The sequence below is a fragment of the Thermus thermophilus HB8 genome (genome assembly GCF_000091545.1).
Classification (GTDB): domain Bacteria; phylum Deinococcota; class Deinococci; order Deinococcales; family Thermaceae; genus Thermus; species Thermus thermophilus.
In genome coordinates this window covers 99,059-117,868 of sequence record NC_006462.1, presented here as the reverse complement: position 1 = coordinate 117,868, position 18,810 = coordinate 99,059, and the positions used below count along the sequence as shown (strand labels likewise).

The window sequence follows — 18,810 nt, the reverse complement described above, 5'->3', positions numbered from 1 at the left end:
GTATGGCGCTCATTCCCCGTAGGGACCGGCTTCCCATTCCGCCTAAGAACGCGAAGGTCTACAACCAGGTCTGCCAGTACTGCACCGTGGGGTGCGGCTACAAGGTCTACGTGTGGCCCGTGGGCGAAGAAGGGGGCGTGAAACCCGAGCAGAACGCCTTCGGCCTGGACCTCTCCACGCCCCAGCCCCCCCTGGCCGGCCAGAGCTACACGGAGACCATGCACGCCGTTACCGTGGGCAGGGACGGGCGGCAGTATAACGTGGTCATCGTCCCCGCCAAGGACAGCCCCATCAACCGGGGCAACTACTCCATCCGGGGCGGCACCAACGCCCTCACCGTTTGGAGCCTGGACCGGGGCACCCAGGACCGGCTCACCTACCCCCTCCTCAGGGTGGGCGACCAGTTCCAGGCCATCACCTGGCAGGACGCCCTCACCCTCATGGGCCTCCTCATCAAGGGCATCCGGGACCGGGACGGCAACGACGACAACATCGCCGTGAAGTGCTTCGACCACGGGGGCTCGGGCCAGGGCTTTGAGGACAACTACGCCGCCGGGAAGCTCTTCTTCGCCGCCCTCTCCGTGAAGCACATCGCCATCCACAACCGCCCCGCCTACAACTCCGAGGTCTGGGGAAGCCGGGAGAGGGGCGTCCACGAGCTGAACTACACCTACGAGGACGCCCGCCTCGCCGACACCATCGTCCTCTGGGGAGCGAACTCCTACGAGACGGCCACGGTGTTCTACGTGGAGCACATGCTCCCCAACATCCAGGGGGCCACGGTGGCGGAGAAGCAGCAGGCCTTTGACCCGGGCGAGCCCGCCGAGCCCGGCTACCTCATCGTCATTGACCCCAGGAAGACCAGCTCCTACACCGTGGCGGCCCAGGTGGCCCCGGACCGGGTGATGCTCCTCCGGCCCAACCTGGGCACGGACTACATCCTGGCCAACGCCATCGCCCGGGCGGTCTGGGAGAAGGGCTACTACGACATGGCCTACCTCCAGGCCCGCACGGACATGACCCTCTTTGAGGAGTACAAGGCGAAAAGCCTCAAGCTCTCCGTGCCCTACGACGAGTTCATGGCCCAGGCGGAGCGCATCACCGGGGTTTCCCGGGCGGAGATTGAGAAGGCCGCCGACTGGATCGCCAAGCCCAAGGCGGGCCGGTTCAAGCGCCGCACCCTCACCATCTACGAGAAGGGCATCATCTGGAACATGAAGAACTACGACCAGGTGGCGGCCATCGTTCAGCTCGCCGTCCTCACCCACAACATCGGCAGGCCCGGCACGGGCTGCGGCCGCCAGGGCGGGCACCAGGAGGGTTACGTCCGCCCCCCCGCCCCCACCCCCGGCTCCATCTACCGGGGCGGCCCCCCCGTCAACGTGGACAAGTTCCTCATTGAAGGCAAGGGCAAGTTCTACTGGGTCATCGCCAACGACCCCTACCTCTCCACCCCCAACAACCAGGTCTTCCGCAAGCGCATCCACGAGCGCACGGAGAAGCTCACCAAGGCCCTCGGCGCCGGGGGCGAGCCCGGGACCATACAGGAGCGGGCCCAAAAGATCCTGGACATCCTCTACCAGGACCCCGACGCCCTCTTCCTGGTGGTCCAGGACATCTACATGACCGAGACCGCCCGGGACGCCCACCTCATCCTCCCCGCCGCCGGCTGGGGCGAGGCCAACGAGACCTCCATCAACTGCAACAGCCGCCTCCTCCGCCTCTACGAGAAGTTCATGGACCCGCCCGGGGAGGCCAAGCCCGACTGGGAGATCTTCAAGTGGGTGGGCCTGCGCATCGCCGAGCTTTACCGGGCCGAGGGCAAGTTTGAGGAGGCGAAGAAGTTTGAGTTCGGCAAGAACTGGAAGACGGACGAGGACGTCTTCCTCGCCGGGGCCGAGGAGTTCCGGGACAACACCGTCTCGGAGGAGGACGAGGCGGTCCTCGAGGCCGAGAACTACAAGGGGGTCACCTACAAGCTCCTGAAGGAGCTGGGCCAGAAGGGCATCCAGACCCCGGTGCGCCGCGACCCCAAGACGGGGAAGCTTGTGGGCACGGTCCGCCGCTACACCTACCGCTTCGGCACCGAGGACGGCAAGTTCAAGTGGTACGGCACCGACGACTGGGAGGGCTACCCCGCGGAGGTGGCCAAGTACCTGGAGCCCGGGATGGCGGAGAAGTACCCCTTCTGGGTCACCACCGGCCGGGCCCAGACCATCTGGCAGACCGCCTACCACGACCGCCACCTTCCCGAAAAGGCCCTGGCCCTTCCCCTCCCCTACGTGGAGGTGAACCCCGAGGACGCCAAGCGCCTCGGCCTCAAGTCCGGGGACCTGGTGGAGGTCTACAACGAGGAGGGGAACGGCACCTTCCTCGTCTACGTCACGGACGCGGTGAAGCCGGGCACCCTCTTCCTGGTGATGTACCACTGGCGGGGCACCTCCAACTCCCTGGTCACCGGCTACACCGACCCCAAGACCACCATCCCCTGGTACAAGGGGACGAGGGCCAACCTCCGCAAGGTGGCCGGGGCCATCCCCTCCGTGCAGCAGACGGCGAGCTTCTTGCAGCAGAACAAGTTTGACTAAGCCCTCCCCTTCCGGGCGCCCCCTCGGTTCGGGGGCGCCCCGGCTTTTGCCGGGTAAAATGGCCTGCAGATGGCCCGCAAGCGCAGGCAGGACGCCACCCCGCCCCTCTTTGAGCTGGAGCTCGCCAAGGAGCCCCGGCACTTTGACGAGGCCAACGTGGCCCGGCTCGGCCTCATCTCCATCCAGGAAAGGATCCCCGAGGGGTACGCCTCCTGGGAGGAGGAGTTTGAGGTCCTGGGCAAACCGGTAAAGCTCGCCTGCTACGCCAACCCGAACGTGGGGGGCGTGCCCCACGGCCTGGACAACGAGGTCTCCCTGGCCCTCATCGCCCTCTACCTCAACGCGGGAAGCCCCCCCGACGGCACCTTCACCACCACGGCCTACCAGATCCTCAAGCTCATGGGCTTTGACACCTCGGGGTACTACTACCGGGCCCTAAAAGAGAGCCTCCTCCGCCTCACCACCGCCACCTACGTCCTCTCCGAGGCCTGGCGGGCCGACGGACGCTGGCAGAGCGTCTCCTTCCGCTATATTGACAAGCTGGAGTTCACGAGCGGCAAGGAAGGAAGCCTGGACCGCTCCAGCGTCATCCGCATCACCCTGGCCAAGGAGATCGTCCGCTCCCTGCAGAACCGCTACACCAAGCCCATAGACATTGAGTTCATGGCGAGCCTCAAGCGCCCCCTGAGCCGGGCCCTCTACCGCCTCCTGGACGCCCAGCGCCTCTCCCCCGAGCGGGAGGAGCCCCTGGCCCAGCTGGAGGTGGGCCTCATGGAGTGGGCCGCCGCCTGCAAGATCGTCCACAAGCGGCCCGACAAGGTGCGCCGCACCCTCGAGCCCGCCCACAGGGAACTCATAGAGCGCCGCTACCTTCGCTCCGTGGAGTACGTGGGCCGGGGGAAGAACCAGACCATCGTCTACGTCTTCGGCGAGGAGGCGGGCGGGATCCCCGACGCCGAGGCGGTGAACCTCCTCATGGCCGAGGGGCTCTCCTTCACCTCCGCCTACTCCCTGGCGCGGCGCTACTCCCTGGGGCACATCAAGGAGCGGCTGGAGCGCTACCGGGCCATCCTCGAGGCCGGCTACCGGCCCAAGAACCGCCTGGGCCTCCTGGTGGACGTGATCCGGGACGAGACCGGGAAGTACGAGCGCCCCACCCGGACGAGGCGCCCGGCCAAGCGGCAAGCGGCCCAGGAGGAGGCGGAGGCCCGGAGGCTGGAAGAGGAGGCCGCCAGGGAGTGGGCGGAGATGCCCCGGGAGGCCCAGATCCGCCGGGCCCTCCAGGTGGCCCAGCTCGTCCTCCGCTCCCGCATCTCCGTGGGCGAGCTGGAGGACCTGAACCGCCTCATGGAGTCCGGAGCCCTCGAGCCCAGACGGGTGGTGGAGGAGCTGAAGGAGGCTTTGGCCCAGGACCGGCTGGAAGGTTGGCTGGAACGCTTCCGCAAGATGCTCCCCGGCTGAGGAGGGGGGCCTATCGGAAGACTTGGGGAGGCGGGAAGGAAAAGCGCCAGGTTTCGCCCTCCCCAAGCGGTTTTCTTTGCGGGTGGGCGGTATCGGAAGACTTGGGGTGTTGACCCCCTCCCCTATCGGAAGACTTGGGGAGAAAGTATCGGAAGACTTGGGGCGTCGGGGGGTGCGGGGTATCGGAAGACTTGGGGAAAAGGTATCGGAAGACTTGGGGTGTTGACCCCCTCCCCTATCGGAAGACTTGGGGAGAAAGTATCGGAAGACTTGGGGAGAAAGGGGGCGGAGACTCGGAAGACTTGGGGCGTTTTGCGGCCGGAAAGCCCTTCCCCATCGCATCCCGTCTCCGCCCTGTTGTTGATCATTATTAGTCAATCAAAGGGTTGTAGGTATTTTTGATGATTTCATCAGCAAAACGGAACCGATTCAAGTTGCTGGCCCCACCGGGGGGCCGGGGTGACGCGGGGGACACTTGGCAAACGCCAAATCTTGGGATAGTCTAGGCCCATGAAGCAGGGCGAGCTGGTTCCCGTGAGCGAGATGGCCCGGAGGCTCGGGGTGACGCGGGAACGGGTGCGGCAGATGATCCTCGAGGGTAAGCTGGAGGGCGTTCGCCTCGGCCGCTACTGGTACGTGCGGGAACGGGAGGGCGGGCGGCTCCGCCGCGTCTACACCTTCTTCACCCACGCCGGCGGGGCGGGCAAGACCTCCCTCGCCCGCGACCTCGGCTTTGAGCTGGCGCGCCGCGGCTTCCGCGTCCTTTTGGTGGACACGGATCCCCAGGCGAACCTCACCTCCTGGCTCGGGGTGCGGGAGGTTGCCCCGGAGGAAACCCTCCTTCACCTGGTGGACACGGGCCAGCTGCCCACGCCGAGGCGCCTTTCCGAGTGGGGCCTGGACCTCATCCCCGCGAGCCTGGACCTCGCCCGGGTGGAGGTGCGCCTCATGCAGCGCCCCCTCTCTACCCTGCTCCTGCGCACGGCCCTGCGGAAGACGGAGGGCTACGACTTCGTCCTTATTGACTCCCTCCCCTCCCTGGGGCACCTGGCGGCCCTCGGGGCCTTGGCGGGGGACGGGCTCCTCGTCCCTGTGGAGACCAGCGTGAAGGGCGTGGAGGCCCTGGTGGGGGTGATGGAGGCGGCCCAGGAGTACCGGGAGGCCCTGGAGCAGGTGGACCCTAGGGTCCCCCGGTCCTTCGTGCGCCTCTTCATCCCCACCAAGTTTGACGCCAGGACCCTCGGGGACAACCGGGTGCTGGAGAAGATCGCGGGCCTCGAGGACCTCGCCCCCGTGGCCTCCCCCATCGCCTACCGCCCGGGGCCCCACAGGAGGGCCACGGAGCGGGCTGTTCCCCTTCAGCTTGTGGGGGACCGGCAGGCCCGGGAGGAGGTGGAGCGGCTGGCGGAGGAGTTCCTCCAGCGCGTGGTGGCCCAGGACGCCGTGCGGGAAGGGGTCCTGGAGGAGGTGGCGGAATGAGCCGGCTGGACGAGGTTCTGGGAACGGCGATCCTCAAGGGCAAGAAGGCCTTGGGAAAGGAGGCTCCGGAGGTGCTTCGCCTTCCCCTGGACCTCCTCCGGGTGCGGGGGCAGCCGAGGCGGCGCTTTGAAAACCTCGAGGCCCTCGCCGAGAGCATCCGGGAGAAGGGGGTCCTCCAGCCCCTCCTGGTGCGGCGGGTCGGGGAGGCCTACGAGGTGGTGGCCGGGGAGAGGCGCCTCCGGGCGGCGGCGATGGCCGGCCTTAAGGAGGTTCCGGCGCGGGTCCTGGAGCTCTCCGACAAGGAGGCGAGGCTCCTTGCCCTCGTGGAGAACCTCCAGCGGGAGGACCTGAACCCCTACGAGGAGACCCTAGGGGTCCTCGCCCTGCTATCGGAAGACTTGGGGAAGTCGGTGGAGGGGGTGGTGGGGCTCCTCCGCAAGATGAAAAACGCAAAGGAGGGACGAGTTAGGGACAACGTTGTTCCTACTGCTGAGGCCCGGCGGGTGGAAGAGCTCTTCAAGGCCCTCGGCCGGATGTCCTGGGAGTCCTTCGTGCAGCACCGCCTCCCCCTCCTTTTCCTCCCCGAGGACCTGAAGGCGGCCCTGGAGGAGGGGGCGATCCCCTACACCGCCGCCCTGGAGCTCAAGAAGGTGAAGGACGCGTCCTTGCGGAAGGTCCTCCTGGAGGAGGTGAAGGCGGGCCTCTCCCTGCGGGAGCTGAAGGCCCGGGTGCGGGGGGTCTTGCGGAAGGAAAAGGCTCCCAGGCCTTGGCCTAAGGAGGTGGCGGCGAAGCTTGCCCGGCTGGACCTCGAGGCCCTCCCTCCTGAGCGGCGGGCGAGGGTGGAAGAGCTCCTCGCGGAGCTGGAGCGGGTCCTAGGGAAATAACGCCCTTTCGCTGACTTCTCAGGAAGCTTCCTGGGGGCCTGCTTCGCGCAGTCCGAATGCTTTTGGGAGCCGGCGAGGAGATCACTCCTCTTTGGACCCCTCCTCCCCCCGGGAACTACCGGGCCCGGGTCTTCGCCGCGTCGGTGGACCTGACCCAGCTTCGCCGTCCGGGCCAGGCTGCCCAGCTGGACCCCCAGTTCAACATCTCTTCGGCCTGGAGCCAGCAAACCGTCCAGGTGCAGTCGGTTGGCACCTTGAGGGTCGTGCCCGCGCCCGACATCGCGCCCGTCCTTCCTCCCGAGCCGGATGTGGTAGGGGGGGCATCCCAGTAGGGCGAAGGGATCGGGGACCGGCTCTCAGGTCCCATGACCACCCCGGGAAGCCGGGGTGGTTTTCTTTCCGAAGCCTCGTGCCCTGCTTGCCTTTGACGTAGGTAGGCGCGCGTGCGGCTTAGGAGTCCTTACCACAGCCAAACGACCCTTGAGGCTCTAGGCTTTGGTCCTCTCCCAGGTAGGGCCGAAAGGAGAGGGCGGCCTTCCCCGAGGTCCTGGTGATCCACGGGTAGGGCTACCGAAGCGCTTTGATGGGAGGCGCGGCCTCTCGCCCTCGCGGAGAACCTCCAGCGGGAGGACCTGAACCCCTACGAGGAGACCCTAGGGGTCCTCGCCCTGCTATCGGAAGACTTGGGGAGGTCGGTGGAGGGGGTGGTGGGGCTCCTCCGCAAGATGAAAAACGCAAAGGAGGGACGAGTTAGGGACAACGTTGTTCCTACTGCTGAGGCCCGGCGGGTGGAAGAGCTCTTCAAGGCCCTCGGCCGCATGTCCTGGGAGTCCTTCGTGCAGCACCGCCTCCCCGAGGACCTCAAGGGGAGCCTTGGGGGAGTGGAAGGTCCGGGCGGGGGAGTCTAGAAGCGGGGAAAAACTTCTCGTCATGGCCCGGGATTGTTGGGGGGAAGCGCGGAGGCTTCTGGCCTGCCTGGGGGTTGACAACTGCCCAGGTTTTTCTGATTCATTCATACCAGCCGTGAAGCTCTCCGACTAGGCCCGCAAGCAGGGGGTGAGCTACCTCACCGCCTGGCGGTGGTTCAAGTCGGGCAAGTTCCCCGTCCCCGCCCGGCAGCTCCCCTCGGGCACCATCCTGGTGGAGGAACCTCTTCCCGAGGGGCGTACGGTGCGCAAGATATGTTTCGCGTGACCTACGCCCGGGTCTCCTCTGCTGACCAGGAGGAAGACCTGGAGCGCCAGGTGGAGCGCCTGAAGGCCTTCGCCCAGGCCCAGGGATGGGCGGAGTACGAGGTGGTGGCCGAGGTAGGGTCCGCCACAAGGAAGAGGGGAAGGCTTCTCCAGGTTCTGGCCGATCCCGGGGTGAGCCGCATCGTGGCGGAGAAGCGGCACCATCTGAACCAGTTCGGCTTCCCCCTGGTAGAGGCCGCCCTTCGGGCCTCGGGGAGGCGGATCGTGGTCCTGGAGGACGAATGCGGGTAACCCAGGCCTTCCGCTTTGAGCTAGACCCCAACGCCCTCCAGCGCGGGGCCTTGAGCAAGCACATAGGCGCCGCCCTCATCGTGGCCCCGAGGAGCTTCCCCAGCACCCGCCTCTGCTCCCGGTGCGAGGCCTGCGGGTTGGAGGTGGACCGGGACCTGAATGCGGCCGTCAACCTGCAGAAGTACGGGCTAGCCCACTTCAGAGGCTCTACCGGGAGTTCCCCAAGAAGTGACGCCTGTAGAGACCGGCTCTGCGGCGGAACGACCCTTAAGGGTCGGTCTACGAGCCATGGGTCGAGGAAGCAGGAAGTGGCCTGTGGTCGTGACTTCCTCGGGAGGTGAAATAGGCGACTAGGGCCACGGAACGGTTCCTCGGGATATCGGAAGACTTGGTGCGCCTCTGGCGTGAGGAGCTGGGAGCAGGAAGGGTGTAGAGGCCTTACTGCGCTCTAAAGCCCAGGGGCGAGGGCGTCCTTCCCTCGCCCCTGGGCACTGCTTTGCGAAGCTTTAGTACACCTGCTCCCGCTGCCCGTAGCTGAAGACGCTCACGCTCGTCACCCGGTCCTGCCCCGTGGTGGGGAAGAAGGGAGGGGCCAGGCCCTGGAGGAAGCGGCGGTCGTAGGTGAAGGCCCGGCCGTAGCCCGTCCTGTTCCGGCCCGTCGCGGGGTCAAAGGTGCCGAAGGCACCGTAGTAGTACTCGATGATGCCGCCCAGAAGGTAGACGCTCCCCTTCTCCGGAATACTGTTGTAGTCCTCCACGCCCACAACGCCCCTGGAACTCATGAGCGTCCCGTGGATGTGGATGTCCCGGGGGGCCTCGCGGGCGATCCACACGCTCCCCTCTTGGCTGTACACGCCGAGCACGTTCTGGACCCCGAGGTTGTCGCAGACGGCGGGGGTCACGGTGCCGTCGGGTTCCCGGGTGGGCACGCCCGTGCAGGGGGGCTTCTCGTACTTGAGGTCCCCGGTGATGCGGATATCCCCTTGGGCCGCCACGGTGATCTGGGCGAACTCGGCGAGGGCCGGGGGGGCGGTGGCGGGGTCTGTGGCCCGGCTCCTTTCGGGACCGGAGAGGCTTCGGACCTCGCCGTCCGTGTAGATCACCCCGTTAAAGCGCACGGGGGCTCCGTCCCGGAGCACGGGGACGAACAGGCCCCCGTTGTCCTTCTGGTAGAGGAGCCCGTCCAAGCCGTAACGGTAGACTTCGGTGGCGGTTTGGTTGCACTGATTTTTGCAGTAGGTGACTTCAATGTACTGAAGCTTGAGGGCGCCCGGGCCAAGCGGCTCCGAGCAGGCCACTTCGGTCTCCCCGAGGAGGCATTTGCGGTAGAGCTTGAGGGAGCGGATGTCGTCGCTGAAGTAAAGCCCACTTTCTTGGGCGGCGGTCCTCTGGTCCTGGCTGTTCGGGGGCAGGGGGATGAAGCTCGCGTTCCAGTCCACCCCGGCGGTGAACTCGGGGGCGTGGGTGCCGTAGGGGTTCCTGTAGGAGGGCCGGGCGGCGCTCGGCTGCATGTTGCGGTCGCGGACGAACCCCTCTCCGTAGAAATAGGCCCCGGGCACGGTCTGGCCCTGGCAGCTTTGGCTTCCCGGGGAAAGGCACCCCGCGCTCGTCACCTCCCCGCCGAACCACGGGCTCCGGTAGAAGCGGAAGTGGCCGTTGGTGTGCACGGGGCCGTCAAAGAGGGTGCGGTCGGTAAACCAGACCCCGGTCCCGTTGGGAAGGGCGTGCACGTTGGTGAACAGGGCGTACCGGGCGAAGCTGGAGCGTCCGATGGTGAAGCGGTACTCTCCCTGGAGCACGATGTTGCGGCGGGCCTGGCCCAGGGAGGCCTCGGCCACCATGACGAAGGGAAGGGCGTAGGTCTGGCTGACCCCGCTTCCCGTCCCTGTCCGGGGCGCCCCCTCCACGAAGCGCCCCGGGGGGAGGTGGGTCTTTGGGGGAAGGGGTTCGCCGCAGGCGCTCGTAGTGACGTAGACCCGGACCCGCACCTCGGCGGGTAGGCCGTCCGGGGCGAAGTTCTTTCCGCAAAGGAAGCCGTCAAGGTCGGACTGGAATCGGTCCGCCACGTTCGCCAGCGCTTGGGCCACGAGAACAGGGTCCGGCGCCTCGGTCCCGGTGTTGCCGCCGTAGGCCCACCTGTCCGTGGAGCTCGCGGTTTGCTGCACGATCCTTTCCAGCCTTTCCCGGCCCCGGGTGGCGAGGAGGGAGCCTCCGAGGTTGGCGGCCCCTCGGGCGAGCATAAGGGTCTGGACGATGCCCTGGTCCTGAGCGCCGTGGCGGATCTCGCGGATGGTCCGGGTGAAGATCAGGGTCCCGATGCCCGAGACCACAAGGACCGTGGCGAGGGCTAGGACGATGGCGATGCCTTTGTTTCTCATGCGGACACCTCCTTATTCGCATGGGACGATGCGCTTGGCCTGGTACTGGGTGTTGGCGGCAAGCTCCACCTGGGCCGTGTAGGTACGGCTCACCGGGCGTCCACGGGAGGGGAAGCGGGCTTCCAGAACCAGGGAGAGGCGCCTAAGGGTGTAGACCTTTCCGGTGGCCACCTCCGTGACCTGGTACGGGGGGGCCCCCGTGGGGCGGGCGAAGTCGTAGCCCGGCGTGAAGGCACCTCCGGGAGGGTCGGTCACCGTGTCCCCGAAAGCGCCTTCGTAGACGTAGTGGATCTCAAACCGCTCCATGTCAAAGGCCACGGGCACCTCTTTCACCTCTTCCCCGCCGCCCTCCCTGCCCTCCCTGTAGACGAGCCGACGTGTCGTCGGGTCAAAGCGGAAGCCCAACGTGCGCACGCGGAAGAGCAGGGTGTTCGGGGTGTAGTCGATGGTGTTGCCGCATTCGTCGTGGACCACCTCCAAGCCGCCCTCCACGGGTTTGACGTCCGTCACGGGGAGGATCACCCCGTCGCCCAGGTTGTTCACCATGAGGACCTCGTCTCCCGGGGCTATGCCCACGTCCGAAAGGGCTTCCGCCAGGACGACGATCTTCACCTCGGTCGCCCGCTTGAAGCTCTGGTTGTCCCCGCTGTCGTGGGGCAGGACGGGGTACCCTGCCCCTCCTTCGATCAAGGCGAAGGAGACGCTCGCGTTGCCGCTAGGATAAGGCGTGGCGCTTAGCCCCCCGAAGACGGCGCTACGCAGGTCCTGGGTGAACACCTCCACGATCCTCCGGAGCTTGGCCTGGGCGTTGATGGCGGCCTCCAGGTCGGAGCGGCTTTGCATGAACTGGATCACGCCCCCGTAGGCCACGGCCAACAGCGTGGCGAGGATGGCGAGGGCCAGAAGGAGCTCTACAAGGGTAAAGCCTCGGCGCTCGGACACGCTTCACCTCCTCAGTTGATCCCCGGAAGCGGAGGAGCGGCTGGCCCCGCGCCGCCTGGAGGAGCGCTTAGGGTGTAGGCCTCGGTGCACCGCTCCTCGCCCGCTTGGCGCCAGCACACCCGGATCCGGTAGACGTTTACGGCCACGCCGAGCCCCGAAGCCCAGCCGGGGCTGCCCCGGTTGGCGATCTCCGCCTTGTAGAGGGCGGGGTCGGCGAAGCGGACCTCGCGGGGCAGGTCGGGGAAGGCGGCGCCCAGGGATCCGTAGTCGTAGACTTTGGCCGTCCCCGAAGGGGGAAGGAGGGCCGTTTCGCCGCCCACGACTCGTCGGCCCAGGTAGTTCAGGATCTGGACGGCCTGGGTGCGGGAGCCGCTGATGGCGGTCTGGCGGATGCTGGAGAGCAGGACGGCGTTCATGGCGACCAGGACGAGGCTCAGGACGGCGATGGCCACGAGGACCTCTACCAGGGTGAGCCCCAGGGCCTTCTTCACGGCACCACCTCCGTTTCCCCGATCAGGGAGACCGTATAGGTGTAGGTCTTGGACCCCACCGTCGCGGTGAAGCTCAGGGGCTGGAGGAGGTTTCTCCCGTCCTGGTCCGCCACCTTGCCGGGAGGCGTAAACTGGGCGACCACGCCCGGCGTTAGGCTTAGAGAAACCCCCGGGGGGAGGTCCAAGGCGCGGAGAACCGTACCGTCCGTCCGCCTCACCTCGAGGCGTTGCCCCGTGAAGTGGAGGACGAGGTTTTCCCCTCTGCTTGCCGCCTCGGTGGCCGCCTCCCAGAACAAGCCTTGCAGGGAGCGCAAAAAGGCGGCCTGCTCCTGGCTTAGGAGCGTGCGCCGTCCGTTGAAGGCCCCTATGGCGAAGATGACGGCCAGTACGGCGAGGACCACCAGAAGCTCTATCACGCTGAAACCCTTCCGCAAGCTCTCCCTCCCTCCTTACATGGTTGGGGATTTTCGCAGGGGGCGCATCCCCCAAATGGGGGGGCCTGTATAATGCCCCTGCATCAGGAGGAGGTAGTGGAGTGGATCTCGTACGCCTACGGCAAGAACCACTACGAGGCGGACCCGGAGCTTAGGGACCTCCTCCGCCACTTCTGGCCCGGGGCGGGGGATAGGGAGGCGGAGCTCCTCGCCTGGGGCGCCTACATGGGGCGGGAGGTTTACGAGGCCGCCTACCACATTGACCAGGACGCGGGTCCCGAGCTCGTCATGCACGACCTGGACGGGAACCGGGTGGACCGGGTGCGCCTGTCGCCCGTCCAGCGGGAAGTGCTCAAGCGCCTGCGCCCGATCGTCCGCCCGCCCTACGAGGGAGGGAGCTGGCACCACCACTTCGCCCTGGGCTACCTCCTGGCCGACGGCGGGCTCTACTGCATCCTCACCATCACCCACCAGGTGGCCTACCCCATCCACAAGTACGCCCCCGGGCTCGCCTCTTGGAAGGAGCGGGTCCTCTACGGGGAGGCCTTTGGGGCCACCTGGATGACGGAGATCCAGGGGGGAAGCGACCTCGGGGCGAACCGCACCGTGGCCCGCAGGGAAGGGGAGGTCTGGCGCCTTTACGGGGGGGACAAGTACTTCGCCTCGGGGGCGGGGCTTGCCGATGTGGCCCTGGTGACGGCGCGGCCCGAGGGGGCGCCCCCTGGCCCCAAGGGGCTGGCCCTCTTCCTCCTGCCCAGGCTGGACCGCGAGGGGCGCCTGAACTACCGGGTGCGCCGCCTCAAGCGGAAAAGCGGTACCCGGGCCGTGCCCTCGGGGGAGGTGGAGCTGGAGGGGAGCGAGGCCTACCTCATCGGCCGGGCGGAGGAGGGGATCTACTACACCCTGGAGACCCTCACCGTCTCCCGCCTGGCCAACGCCATCGCCGCCATGGGAATTGCCGCCAAGGCCCTCTTGGAGACGCGGCAGCGGGTGCGGCGGCGGCAGAGCTTCGGGAGGTTCCTCGCGGACCATCCCCTGGTGCGCCACGACCTCCTGGACCTCTCCGTGCGCCAGGCGGGGGGGCTGGCCTTGGCCCTGGCGGCGGTGGAGGCCTTTGACCGGGCCTGGCACGAGAGGCCCCCTTACGGCGAGGCCTACCACCTGGCCCGCTTCCTCTCCCACCTGGCGAAGAACCGCACCGCCGAGCACAGCGCCGAGATCACCCGCCTGGCCATGGAGCTCTTCGGGGGGCTGGGCTTCCTGGAGGAGTACGCCGTGGCCCGCTGGCACCGGGAGTCCCTGATCACCCCCATCTGGGAGGGGCCGAGCAACATCCAGGCCCTGGACCTCCTGGAGGCCATGCAGAAGAAGGGGGCCCATAGGCCCTTCCTCGCCTGGCTGGAGGCGCGCCTGAAGGGGCGGAGCGAGGAGGCCGAGGGGGCCTTGGCGGCCGCCCGCAAGACCCTGGACCGCCTCGCCGCCCTCGAGCCCGAGGCCGCCCAGTTCTCGGCCAAGACGGCCCTGAGGCGCCTGGCGGACGCTGCGGCGGTGGCGGGCCTCCTCGAGGCGAGCGCCACCGCCGGGCCCCGCTACCGGGAGCTCGCCGGGCTTTACGCCCGCCGCTTCCTCCTCGGGGAGGACTACCCGCCCGAGGCCCTGGGCGCGCGGGCGTTGTACCTGCCCGAGGGCGGGGCGTGAGGCCGCTTCCCTTCGCCCTCGCCTGGGGCCTCGGCCTCGGCGGGGTCCTCTTCCTGCCGCCCATCCCCGAGGGGTGGGGAATGTCCCGCCTCGAGGCCCTGGCCGCCCTCCCCTGGGTTCTGGCGCGGCGCCTGCCCTGAGGGCCTTGGTAGCTTGGGGATATGGACGGCTTGGCCTGGGAGAGGCTTCGCATCCGGATAGGGGAGAGGGGTGCCCGCGTGGGGCCTCGAGGCCAGGCCGGGTGGGGTACCCTGGGCGGCAAGGAGGGAGGATGAGGCTAAACCTAGGAGGAGCGGAGGTTTTCCTCAGGGCGGAGGGCCTGGAGGAGGCCCCGGGGGGAGTGCGCCTTTGGGGCAGGGAGGTGCGGGTCTTTCCCCCTTTCCCCGCCAAGGGGTTCTTCCGCCACGGCTGGCAGAGCTGGAGCCTCGCCGCCTGGGTGGACCCCGCTCAGGCCCCCACGCCCCTCCTCCCCGAGGCGCGCCGCCCCCAGGCGGATGACCCCTTCCTCCTGGAGGCCGGGGCGTGGTGGGGAAGCGGCGTGGGGGCCCTTAGGGGGCCGGACGGGAGGGCGCTCCTTCTCGGCGCCCTGGACCTTGGGGCCAGGGTCCTGGGCCGGGAGGACCTCCTCCTCGGCCGCTACGCCGGAAAGGGTGGGGCCTGGTTCCTCGCCTACGGCCCGGAGGAGGAGGTCTTCGCCGCCTACGCCCGGCTTCTCCCCAGGCGCCTTTCCGGGAGGCCCCCCAGGGTGTGGTGCTCCTGGTACAGCTTCTACACGAGGATTGGCGAGGACCTCCTTCTTCGGGTTCTGGACGAGGTGGCGGCCTTCTCCTTTGAGGTCTTCCAGATAGACGACGGCTGGCAGCGGGCCCTCGGGGACTGGGAGCCCAACGACCGCTTCCCCCGGGGGATGGCCTTCCTCGCGGAGAGGATCCGGGAACGGGGCTTAAGGGCCGGGCTTTGGTTCGCCCCCTTCCTGGTCACGGCGGACAGCCCCCTCTTCCAAAAGCGGCCCGACTGGGTGCTGAGGGACGGGGAGGGGAGGCCCGTGCGGGCGGGCTTCAACTGGGGCAGGCCCCTCTACGCTCTGGACGCGGGGAACGAGGAGGTGGTGGAGTGGGCCGCGGACCTCGTGCGTAAGGCCCTCGCCTGGGGCTACGACTACCTGAAGCTGGACTTCCTCTACGCCGCCGCCCTTCCCGGGGCCGAGGGGGAGGCCCGCTACCGGAAGGCCATGGCCCGCCTGCGGGAGGCGGCGGGGGAGGCCTACCTCCTCTTCTGCGGGGCCCCCGTCCTCGCCTCCCTGGGCCTCGCCGACGGCCTGCGGGTAGGCCCGGACGTGGCCCCCTACTGGGACAACGAGGAGCGCTCCTTTTGGCTTGCGGACCCCACGGGGCCGGGCCTAAGGAACGCCCTCCGCTCCACCCTCCACCGCCTCTGGCTCATGGAGAACGTCCATGTGGACCCCGATGTGGTCTATTTCCGCACCCGCTTCAACCTGCTTTCCCCCGAGGAGATGCGGCTTCAGGAGGCCTTGGCCCACTTCACCGGCTTCAAGGCCACTTCCGACCCGCCCTCGTGGCTTCTCCCGGAGGAGAAGGGGCGCCTCGAGGCCTTCCTCGCCCGGGAGGTCCCGGTGCGGCGCCTCGGCCCCTACCGCTTTAGGGTAGGGGAGGAGGAGGTGGACTATGCCCCCCTTCTATAAGCGCCTCCACCGGAAGAAGGACGGCCGGGAGCTCTTCCTCTACGGCCTAATGCCCCTCGAGGGCCCCCCTCTCCCCGAAGACGCCGAGCCCTTCCGCCCCGCCCCCCACCTCCGCTACCACCCCTTGCGGGGGGAGTGGGTGGTCTACGCCGCCCACCGCCAGGGGCGCACCTTCCTCCCCCCCAAGGAGCACTGCCCCTTGTGCCCGAGCCGGGAAGGGGGCTTCCCCACGGAGATCCCCTTCCCCTCCTTTCAGGTGGCCGTCTTTGAGAACCGCTTCCCCTCCTTCGTGGAGGAAGCCCCTCCCCCTCCCGAGGGGCTTCCCGTGCCCGCGGGGAGGGCCTTGGGGCGGTGCGAGGTGGTGGTCTACACCCCCGCCCACACGGGAAGCCTCGCCACCCTCACGGAGGAGGAAAGGCTCCTTTTGGCCTGGGCGTGGCGGGACCGGTACGAGGCCCTCTACGCCCTTCCCGGGGTGCGCTTCGTCATGCCCTTTGAGAATAGGGGAGAGGCGGTGGGGGTCACCCTCCACCACCCCCACGGCCAGATCTACGCCTACCCCTTCGTGCCGCCCGTCCTGGAGCGGGAAAGCCAGGCCTTCCGGGAGAGGCCCGTGCTCCTTAGGCTTTTCCCGAGCCTTGGGCCCTACGTGGTGGACGAGGAGGAGGGCTTCCTCGCCTTCGTCCCCCCCTTCGCCCGCTACCCCTTTGAGGTCTGGGTGGCCCCCGTGGAAAGGCACCCCGGTCCCTGGACCTTCTCCGAGGGGGAGATGGCGGCCTTCGCCAGGCTCTTGGGCCGGGTGGTGGCCCGGTACGACGCCCTCTTTGGGGAGCCCTTCCCTTACGTCATGGTCTTCCACGCCGCGCCCTTGGGGGAGGAGGCCACCTTTCACTTCCACGTGGAGTTCTACCCCCCGAGGCGCACCCGGGACAAGCTCAAATTCCTGGCGGGGACGGAGCTCGGGGCGGGGACGTTCGTGGTGGACGCCCTGCCCGAGGAGACCGCGAAGGCCCTTAGGGCGGCGTTGCCGTGACGGCCAAAGCCCAGGCGTGGGGCGTCCTGGGGTGGGGACTTTGCCCTAAGGTACAAACCCGTTCTTCGTGAAACATAGAATGCAAAGGGTGAAAGCGGCTCCGAAGGCGCTCCTCCCGTGGCTCGCGTTGCTCAGCGCCCTGGCGACAGTCGCGGTAAACGCCGCCGCCAACGCCCTTCCCCTGAACGGCCTTAAGACCGGGGAGATCTCCGACCGGTTTGCGGTGTACTTCGTCCCGGCGGGGTACGTCTTTGCGGTGTGGGGCCTGATTTACGTGGGGATCCTGGCGTTCTCCGTTTACCAGCTCCGCCCCGCGGTGAGGGAGGACCCCAGGCTGGCCGGGGTGCGCCCCTGGTTCCTCGCCTCCAACCTGGCCAATGCGGCCTGGGTCTTCCTCTGGCACTACGAGAGGTTTCCCCTCACCCTCGTGGCCATGGGCGCGCTTCTGGCCTCCCTCGTCGCCATCCACCTCCACCTGCGGCGTGGGCTGGGGCCCTCGAGTCCCTGGGAGCGCTGGCTTGTGGACGCGCCCTTCAGCCTCTACCTGGGCTGGATCTCCGTGGCCGCCATCGCGAACGTCGCCGCGGTTCTGGACTCTGCGGGATGGTCCGGCTGGGGGCTTTCCCAGGAGGCGTGGATGGGCGTCGCCCTCGCCCTGGTGGTGGCCCTGGCGTGGCTCCTGGCCCTTCGCGAACGGGAGGGGGTGTTTCTTGCCGTCCTCCTTTGGGCCCTCGTGGGCATCGGCGTGCGCTTCCCCAACAGCGGCTTCGTGACCCTGGCCACCTGGGGCGCGGCGCTTCTTGTGGGCCTCGCCCTCGCCGCCGCCCTTTGGGGCAGGGCGGGGCGGCCCTCCGGGGGGTACCCATGAGCCCAGGGGCGTGGCCCAGGCCCCGCGTTGTGGTGAGCGCCTGCCTGGGGTTCGCCGCGGTGCGCTACTCGGGGGAGCTCATCCCCGACAAGGTGGTGGCGGCCCTAAAGGAGCACGTGGACTTCGTCCCCGTCTGCCCGGAGGTGGAGATCGGCCTCGGGGTGCCGAGGCCCGTGGTGCGCCTGGTGCGGGGGGAGGAGGGCCCGAGGATGGTCCAGCCCAAGACGGGGGAGGACCTCACGGAGAGGATGCGGGCCTTCAGCCAGCGCTTCCTCCAGGGCCTCGGGGAGGTGGAGGGCTTCCTCCTCAAGAACCGCTCCCCCTCCTGCGCCCTGAAGGACGCCAAGCGCTACGCCCACGCCGAGGGGGGCGGGGTGGTGGGGAAAGGCCCCGGGCTTTTCGCCCAGGCGGTGGAGGAGGCCTTCCCCCTCCTTCCCAAGGAGGACGAGGGGAGGCTCACCAACCCTCGCATCCGGGCCCACTTCTTCACCCGCATCTTCGCCCTGGCCCGGCTTCGGCGGGTGGAGGACCTCCCCGGCCTCATGGCCTTCCACGCCCGTTACAAGCTCCTCCTCCTGGCTTATAACCAGAAGGAGGCGAGGGCCCTGGGCCGCCTCCTCGCCGGGGCTAAGGGGAGGCCCTTTCCCGAGGTCCATGGGGCCTACGAGGAGGGGTTTTTGCGGGCCACGGAGAGGCCCTGGCGTCTCGGGGCCATGGCGGACGCCCTCCTCCACGCCTTCGGCCACTTTAAGAAGGCCCTCGCCCCAAGGGAGAAGGCCCACTTCCTGGATCTCCTTGCGGACTTCCGCGAGGAGCGCCTGCCCCTCGAGGCCCCCCTGGCCCTCCTCGCCTCCTGGGCCCGGCGCTTCGCCGAGCCCTACGTGGAGGCCCAGGCCCTCCTGGAGCCGTATCCCCGGGCCCTGATGCACGTCCCCGGGGCCTAGAGGAACCGGGCGAAGGCCCGGCCCAGGGCCTCAGGACGGGTCAAGCCACCTCCGTTTTAGGGCCTCCCGCTGGACCCGGAGGAGGGGCTCGGTGTCCCACCACTCCCGGGCCACGCGGGAGACGTAGCTTCCGAGGTCAAAACCTTCGCGGAGAAAGACGGGCTTCCCCTTCACGGCGAGGAAGGCGAGAAGGGGCGGGGCCCGGTGGAGGAGGACCAGGTCTACCCGTTCCAGCCCCGCTTCCACCAGGGCTCCCAGGACCTCGAGGGTGGGGTCGGGCTCCTCCGGGGAGAGGAGGAGGGCGAGGTCCCAATCGCTGTCCGCTCGCGCCCTTCCCTCGGCGCGGGAGCCGAAGAGGAAGGCGGCCTGGACCTGGGGAAAGCGGGCGAGGACTTCGCGAAGGCTTTCTTCCGGGGCCCTCACG

The 18,810-nt window shown here is 68.3% G+C and carries 18 protein-coding genes and 1 pseudogene; 14 read left to right on the top strand and 5 right to left on the bottom strand.

Annotated features, from left to right (window positions below; translation table 11 throughout):
- Positions 1 to 2: 2 nt before the first annotated feature.
- The 8 genes and pseudogenes from TTH_RS10630 (at position 3) to TTH_RS10595 (ending at position 8,237) form a co-directional block, all read left to right on the top strand.
- Positions 3 to 2,588: an arsenate reductase (azurin) large subunit gene (locus tag TTH_RS10630; protein ID WP_011229171.1), complete on the top strand. Its 2,586-nt coding sequence runs from the start codon at positions 3 to 5 to the stop codon at positions 2,586 to 2,588.
- 69 nt (positions 2,589 to 2,657) lie between these two features.
- The gene (locus TTH_RS10625) at positions 2,658 to 4,049 is read left to right on the top strand and encodes a replication initiator protein A (protein ID WP_011229172.1); all 1,392 of its coding nucleotides are present in this window, start codon (positions 2,658 to 2,660) and stop codon (positions 4,047 to 4,049) included.
- A 510-nt stretch (positions 4,050 to 4,559) separates the two neighbouring features.
- Entirely contained in the window at positions 4,560 to 5,528 is a 969-nt protein-coding gene (locus TTH_RS10620; RefSeq protein ID WP_011229173.1) for an AAA family ATPase, read from the top strand.
- Entirely contained in the window at positions 5,525 to 6,412 is an 888-nt protein-coding gene (locus TTH_RS10615) for a ParB/RepB/Spo0J family partition protein (protein WP_011229174.1), read from the top strand. The genes TTH_RS10620 and TTH_RS10615 overlap by 4 nt, the downstream gene beginning before the upstream one ends.
- Positions 6,413 to 6,999: 587 nt before the next feature.
- Positions 7,000 to 7,287 (top strand): annotated as a pseudogene (locus TTH_RS11730) (ParB/RepB/Spo0J family partition protein); the annotation flags it as partial.
- Between the two features lie 181 nt (positions 7,288 to 7,468).
- Entirely contained in the window at positions 7,469 to 7,606 is a 138-nt protein-coding gene (locus TTH_RS10605) for a hypothetical protein (RefSeq protein WP_164926113.1), read from the top strand.
- Positions 7,594 to 7,896 (top strand): recombinase family protein, encoded by a 303-nt coding sequence (locus TTH_RS10600; protein ID WP_011229177.1) that lies wholly within the window; start codon positions 7,594 to 7,596, stop codon positions 7,894 to 7,896. Before TTH_RS10605 ends, TTH_RS10600 begins: the two co-directional genes overlap by 13 nt.
- Positions 7,887 to 8,237, top strand: a complete 351-nt coding sequence (locus tag TTH_RS10595; RefSeq protein ID WP_164926112.1) for a transposase — start codon at positions 7,887 to 7,889, stop codon at positions 8,235 to 8,237. The genes TTH_RS10600 and TTH_RS10595 overlap by 10 nt, the downstream gene beginning before the upstream one ends.
- A gap of 165 nt (positions 8,238 to 8,402) precedes the next feature.
- On the opposite strand, the gene TTH_RS10590 is transcribed toward TTH_RS10595, so the two are convergent.
- From TTH_RS10590 to TTH_RS10575, 4 genes are read right to left on the bottom strand one after another with little or no spacing between them, the layout of a single operon-like run.
- Positions 8,403 to 10,274, bottom strand: coding sequence for a DUF4900 domain-containing protein (locus tag TTH_RS10590; protein ID WP_011229178.1), 1,872 nt, complete (start codon positions 10,272 to 10,274; stop codon positions 8,403 to 8,405).
- A 12-nt stretch (positions 10,275 to 10,286) separates the two neighbouring features.
- Positions 10,287 to 11,216: a prepilin-type N-terminal cleavage/methylation domain-containing protein gene (locus tag TTH_RS10585; RefSeq protein ID WP_011229179.1), complete on the bottom strand. Its 930-nt coding sequence runs from the start codon at positions 11,214 to 11,216 to the stop codon at positions 10,287 to 10,289.
- An 11-nt stretch (positions 11,217 to 11,227) separates the two neighbouring features.
- On the bottom strand, positions 11,228 to 11,707 hold the full coding sequence (locus tag TTH_RS10580) for a type IV pilus modification PilV family protein (RefSeq protein ID WP_011229180.1): 480 nt from the start codon (positions 11,705 to 11,707) through the stop codon (positions 11,228 to 11,230).
- The gene (locus TTH_RS10575; RefSeq protein ID WP_224065250.1) at positions 11,704 to 12,141 is read right to left on the bottom strand and encodes a prepilin-type N-terminal cleavage/methylation domain-containing protein; all 438 of its coding nucleotides are present in this window, start codon (positions 12,139 to 12,141) and stop codon (positions 11,704 to 11,706) included. Before TTH_RS10575 ends, TTH_RS10580 begins: the two co-directional genes overlap by 4 nt.
- 72 nt (positions 12,142 to 12,213) lie before the next feature.
- Here TTH_RS10575 and TTH_RS10570 point away from each other — a divergent pair, with 72 nt between their 5' ends.
- The 6 genes from TTH_RS10570 (at position 12,214) to TTH_RS10550 (ending at position 18,386) form a co-directional block, all read left to right on the top strand.
- On the top strand, positions 12,214 to 13,839 hold the full coding sequence (locus tag TTH_RS10570; protein WP_011229182.1) for an acyl-CoA dehydrogenase family protein: 1,626 nt from the start codon (positions 12,214 to 12,216) through the stop codon (positions 13,837 to 13,839).
- Positions 13,836 to 13,979, top strand: coding sequence for a hypothetical protein (locus TTH_RS11365; RefSeq protein ID WP_011174487.1), 144 nt, complete (start codon positions 13,836 to 13,838; stop codon positions 13,977 to 13,979). Before TTH_RS10570 ends, TTH_RS11365 begins: the two co-directional genes overlap by 4 nt.
- A gap of 131 nt (positions 13,980 to 14,110) precedes the next feature.
- Positions 14,111 to 15,541 (top strand): glycoside hydrolase family 36 protein, encoded by a 1,431-nt coding sequence (locus tag TTH_RS10565; protein ID WP_011229183.1) that lies wholly within the window; start codon positions 14,111 to 14,113, stop codon positions 15,539 to 15,541.
- On the top strand, positions 15,525 to 16,574 hold the full coding sequence (gene galT, locus TTH_RS10560; protein WP_011229184.1) for a galactose-1-phosphate uridylyltransferase: 1,050 nt from the start codon (positions 15,525 to 15,527) through the stop codon (positions 16,572 to 16,574). Before TTH_RS10565 ends, galT begins: the two co-directional genes overlap by 17 nt.
- Positions 16,575 to 16,653: 79 nt before the next feature.
- A complete protein-coding gene (locus TTH_RS10555; RefSeq protein WP_011229185.1) occupies positions 16,654 to 17,442 on the top strand; it encodes a hypothetical protein in 789 nt (262 codons plus the stop codon).
- Complete coding sequence (locus tag TTH_RS10550; protein WP_011229186.1) at positions 17,439 to 18,386, top strand: YbgA family protein; 948 nt, start codon at positions 17,439 to 17,441, stop codon at positions 18,384 to 18,386. The genes TTH_RS10555 and TTH_RS10550 overlap by 4 nt, the downstream gene beginning before the upstream one ends.
- 30 nt (positions 18,387 to 18,416) lie before the next feature.
- On the opposite strand, the gene mntA is transcribed toward TTH_RS10550, so the two are convergent.
- A complete protein-coding gene (gene mntA / locus TTH_RS10545) occupies positions 18,417 to 18,809 on the bottom strand; it encodes a type VII toxin-antitoxin system MntA family adenylyltransferase antitoxin (protein ID WP_011174492.1) in 393 nt (130 codons plus the stop codon).
- Between the last annotated feature and the right edge of the window lies 1 nt (position 18,810).

What these genes read in the sequence shown, in the direction of transcription:
- TTH_RS10555 (WP_011229185.1), top strand. Translation starts at nt 16,654, where the DNA reads ATGCAAAGGGTGAAAGCGGCTCCGAAGGCGCTCCTCCCGTGGCTCGCG.
- TTH_RS10595 (WP_164926112.1), top strand. Translation starts at nt 7,887, where the DNA reads ATGCGGGTAACCCAGGCCTTCCGCTTTGAGCTAGACCCCAACGCCCTC.
- TTH_RS10615 (WP_011229174.1), top strand. Translation starts at nt 5,525, where the DNA reads ATGAGCCGGCTGGACGAGGTTCTGGGAACGGCGATCCTCAAGGGCAAG.
- TTH_RS10590 (WP_011229178.1), bottom strand. Translation starts at nt 10,274, where the DNA reads ATGAGAAACAAAGGCATCGCCATCGTCCTAGCCCTCGCCACGGTCCTT.
- TTH_RS10550 (WP_011229186.1), top strand. Translation starts at nt 17,439, where the DNA reads ATGAGCCCAGGGGCGTGGCCCAGGCCCCGCGTTGTGGTGAGCGCCTGC.
- TTH_RS10625 (WP_011229172.1), top strand. Translation starts at nt 2,658, where the DNA reads ATGGCCCGCAAGCGCAGGCAGGACGCCACCCCGCCCCTCTTTGAGCTG.
- TTH_RS10630 (WP_011229171.1), top strand. Translation starts at nt 3, where the DNA reads ATGGCGCTCATTCCCCGTAGGGACCGGCTTCCCATTCCGCCTAAGAAC.
- TTH_RS10600 (WP_011229177.1), top strand. Translation starts at nt 7,594, where the DNA reads ATGTTTCGCGTGACCTACGCCCGGGTCTCCTCTGCTGACCAGGAGGAA.
- TTH_RS10570 (WP_011229182.1), top strand. Translation starts at nt 12,214, where the DNA reads ATGCCCCTGCATCAGGAGGAGGTAGTGGAGTGGATCTCGTACGCCTAC.
- TTH_RS10565 (WP_011229183.1), top strand. Translation starts at nt 14,111, where the DNA reads ATGAGGCTAAACCTAGGAGGAGCGGAGGTTTTCCTCAGGGCGGAGGGC.
- TTH_RS10620 (WP_011229173.1), top strand. Translation starts at nt 4,560, where the DNA reads ATGAAGCAGGGCGAGCTGGTTCCCGTGAGCGAGATGGCCCGGAGGCTC.
- galT (WP_011229184.1), top strand. Translation starts at nt 15,525, where the DNA reads ATGCCCCCCTTCTATAAGCGCCTCCACCGGAAGAAGGACGGCCGGGAG.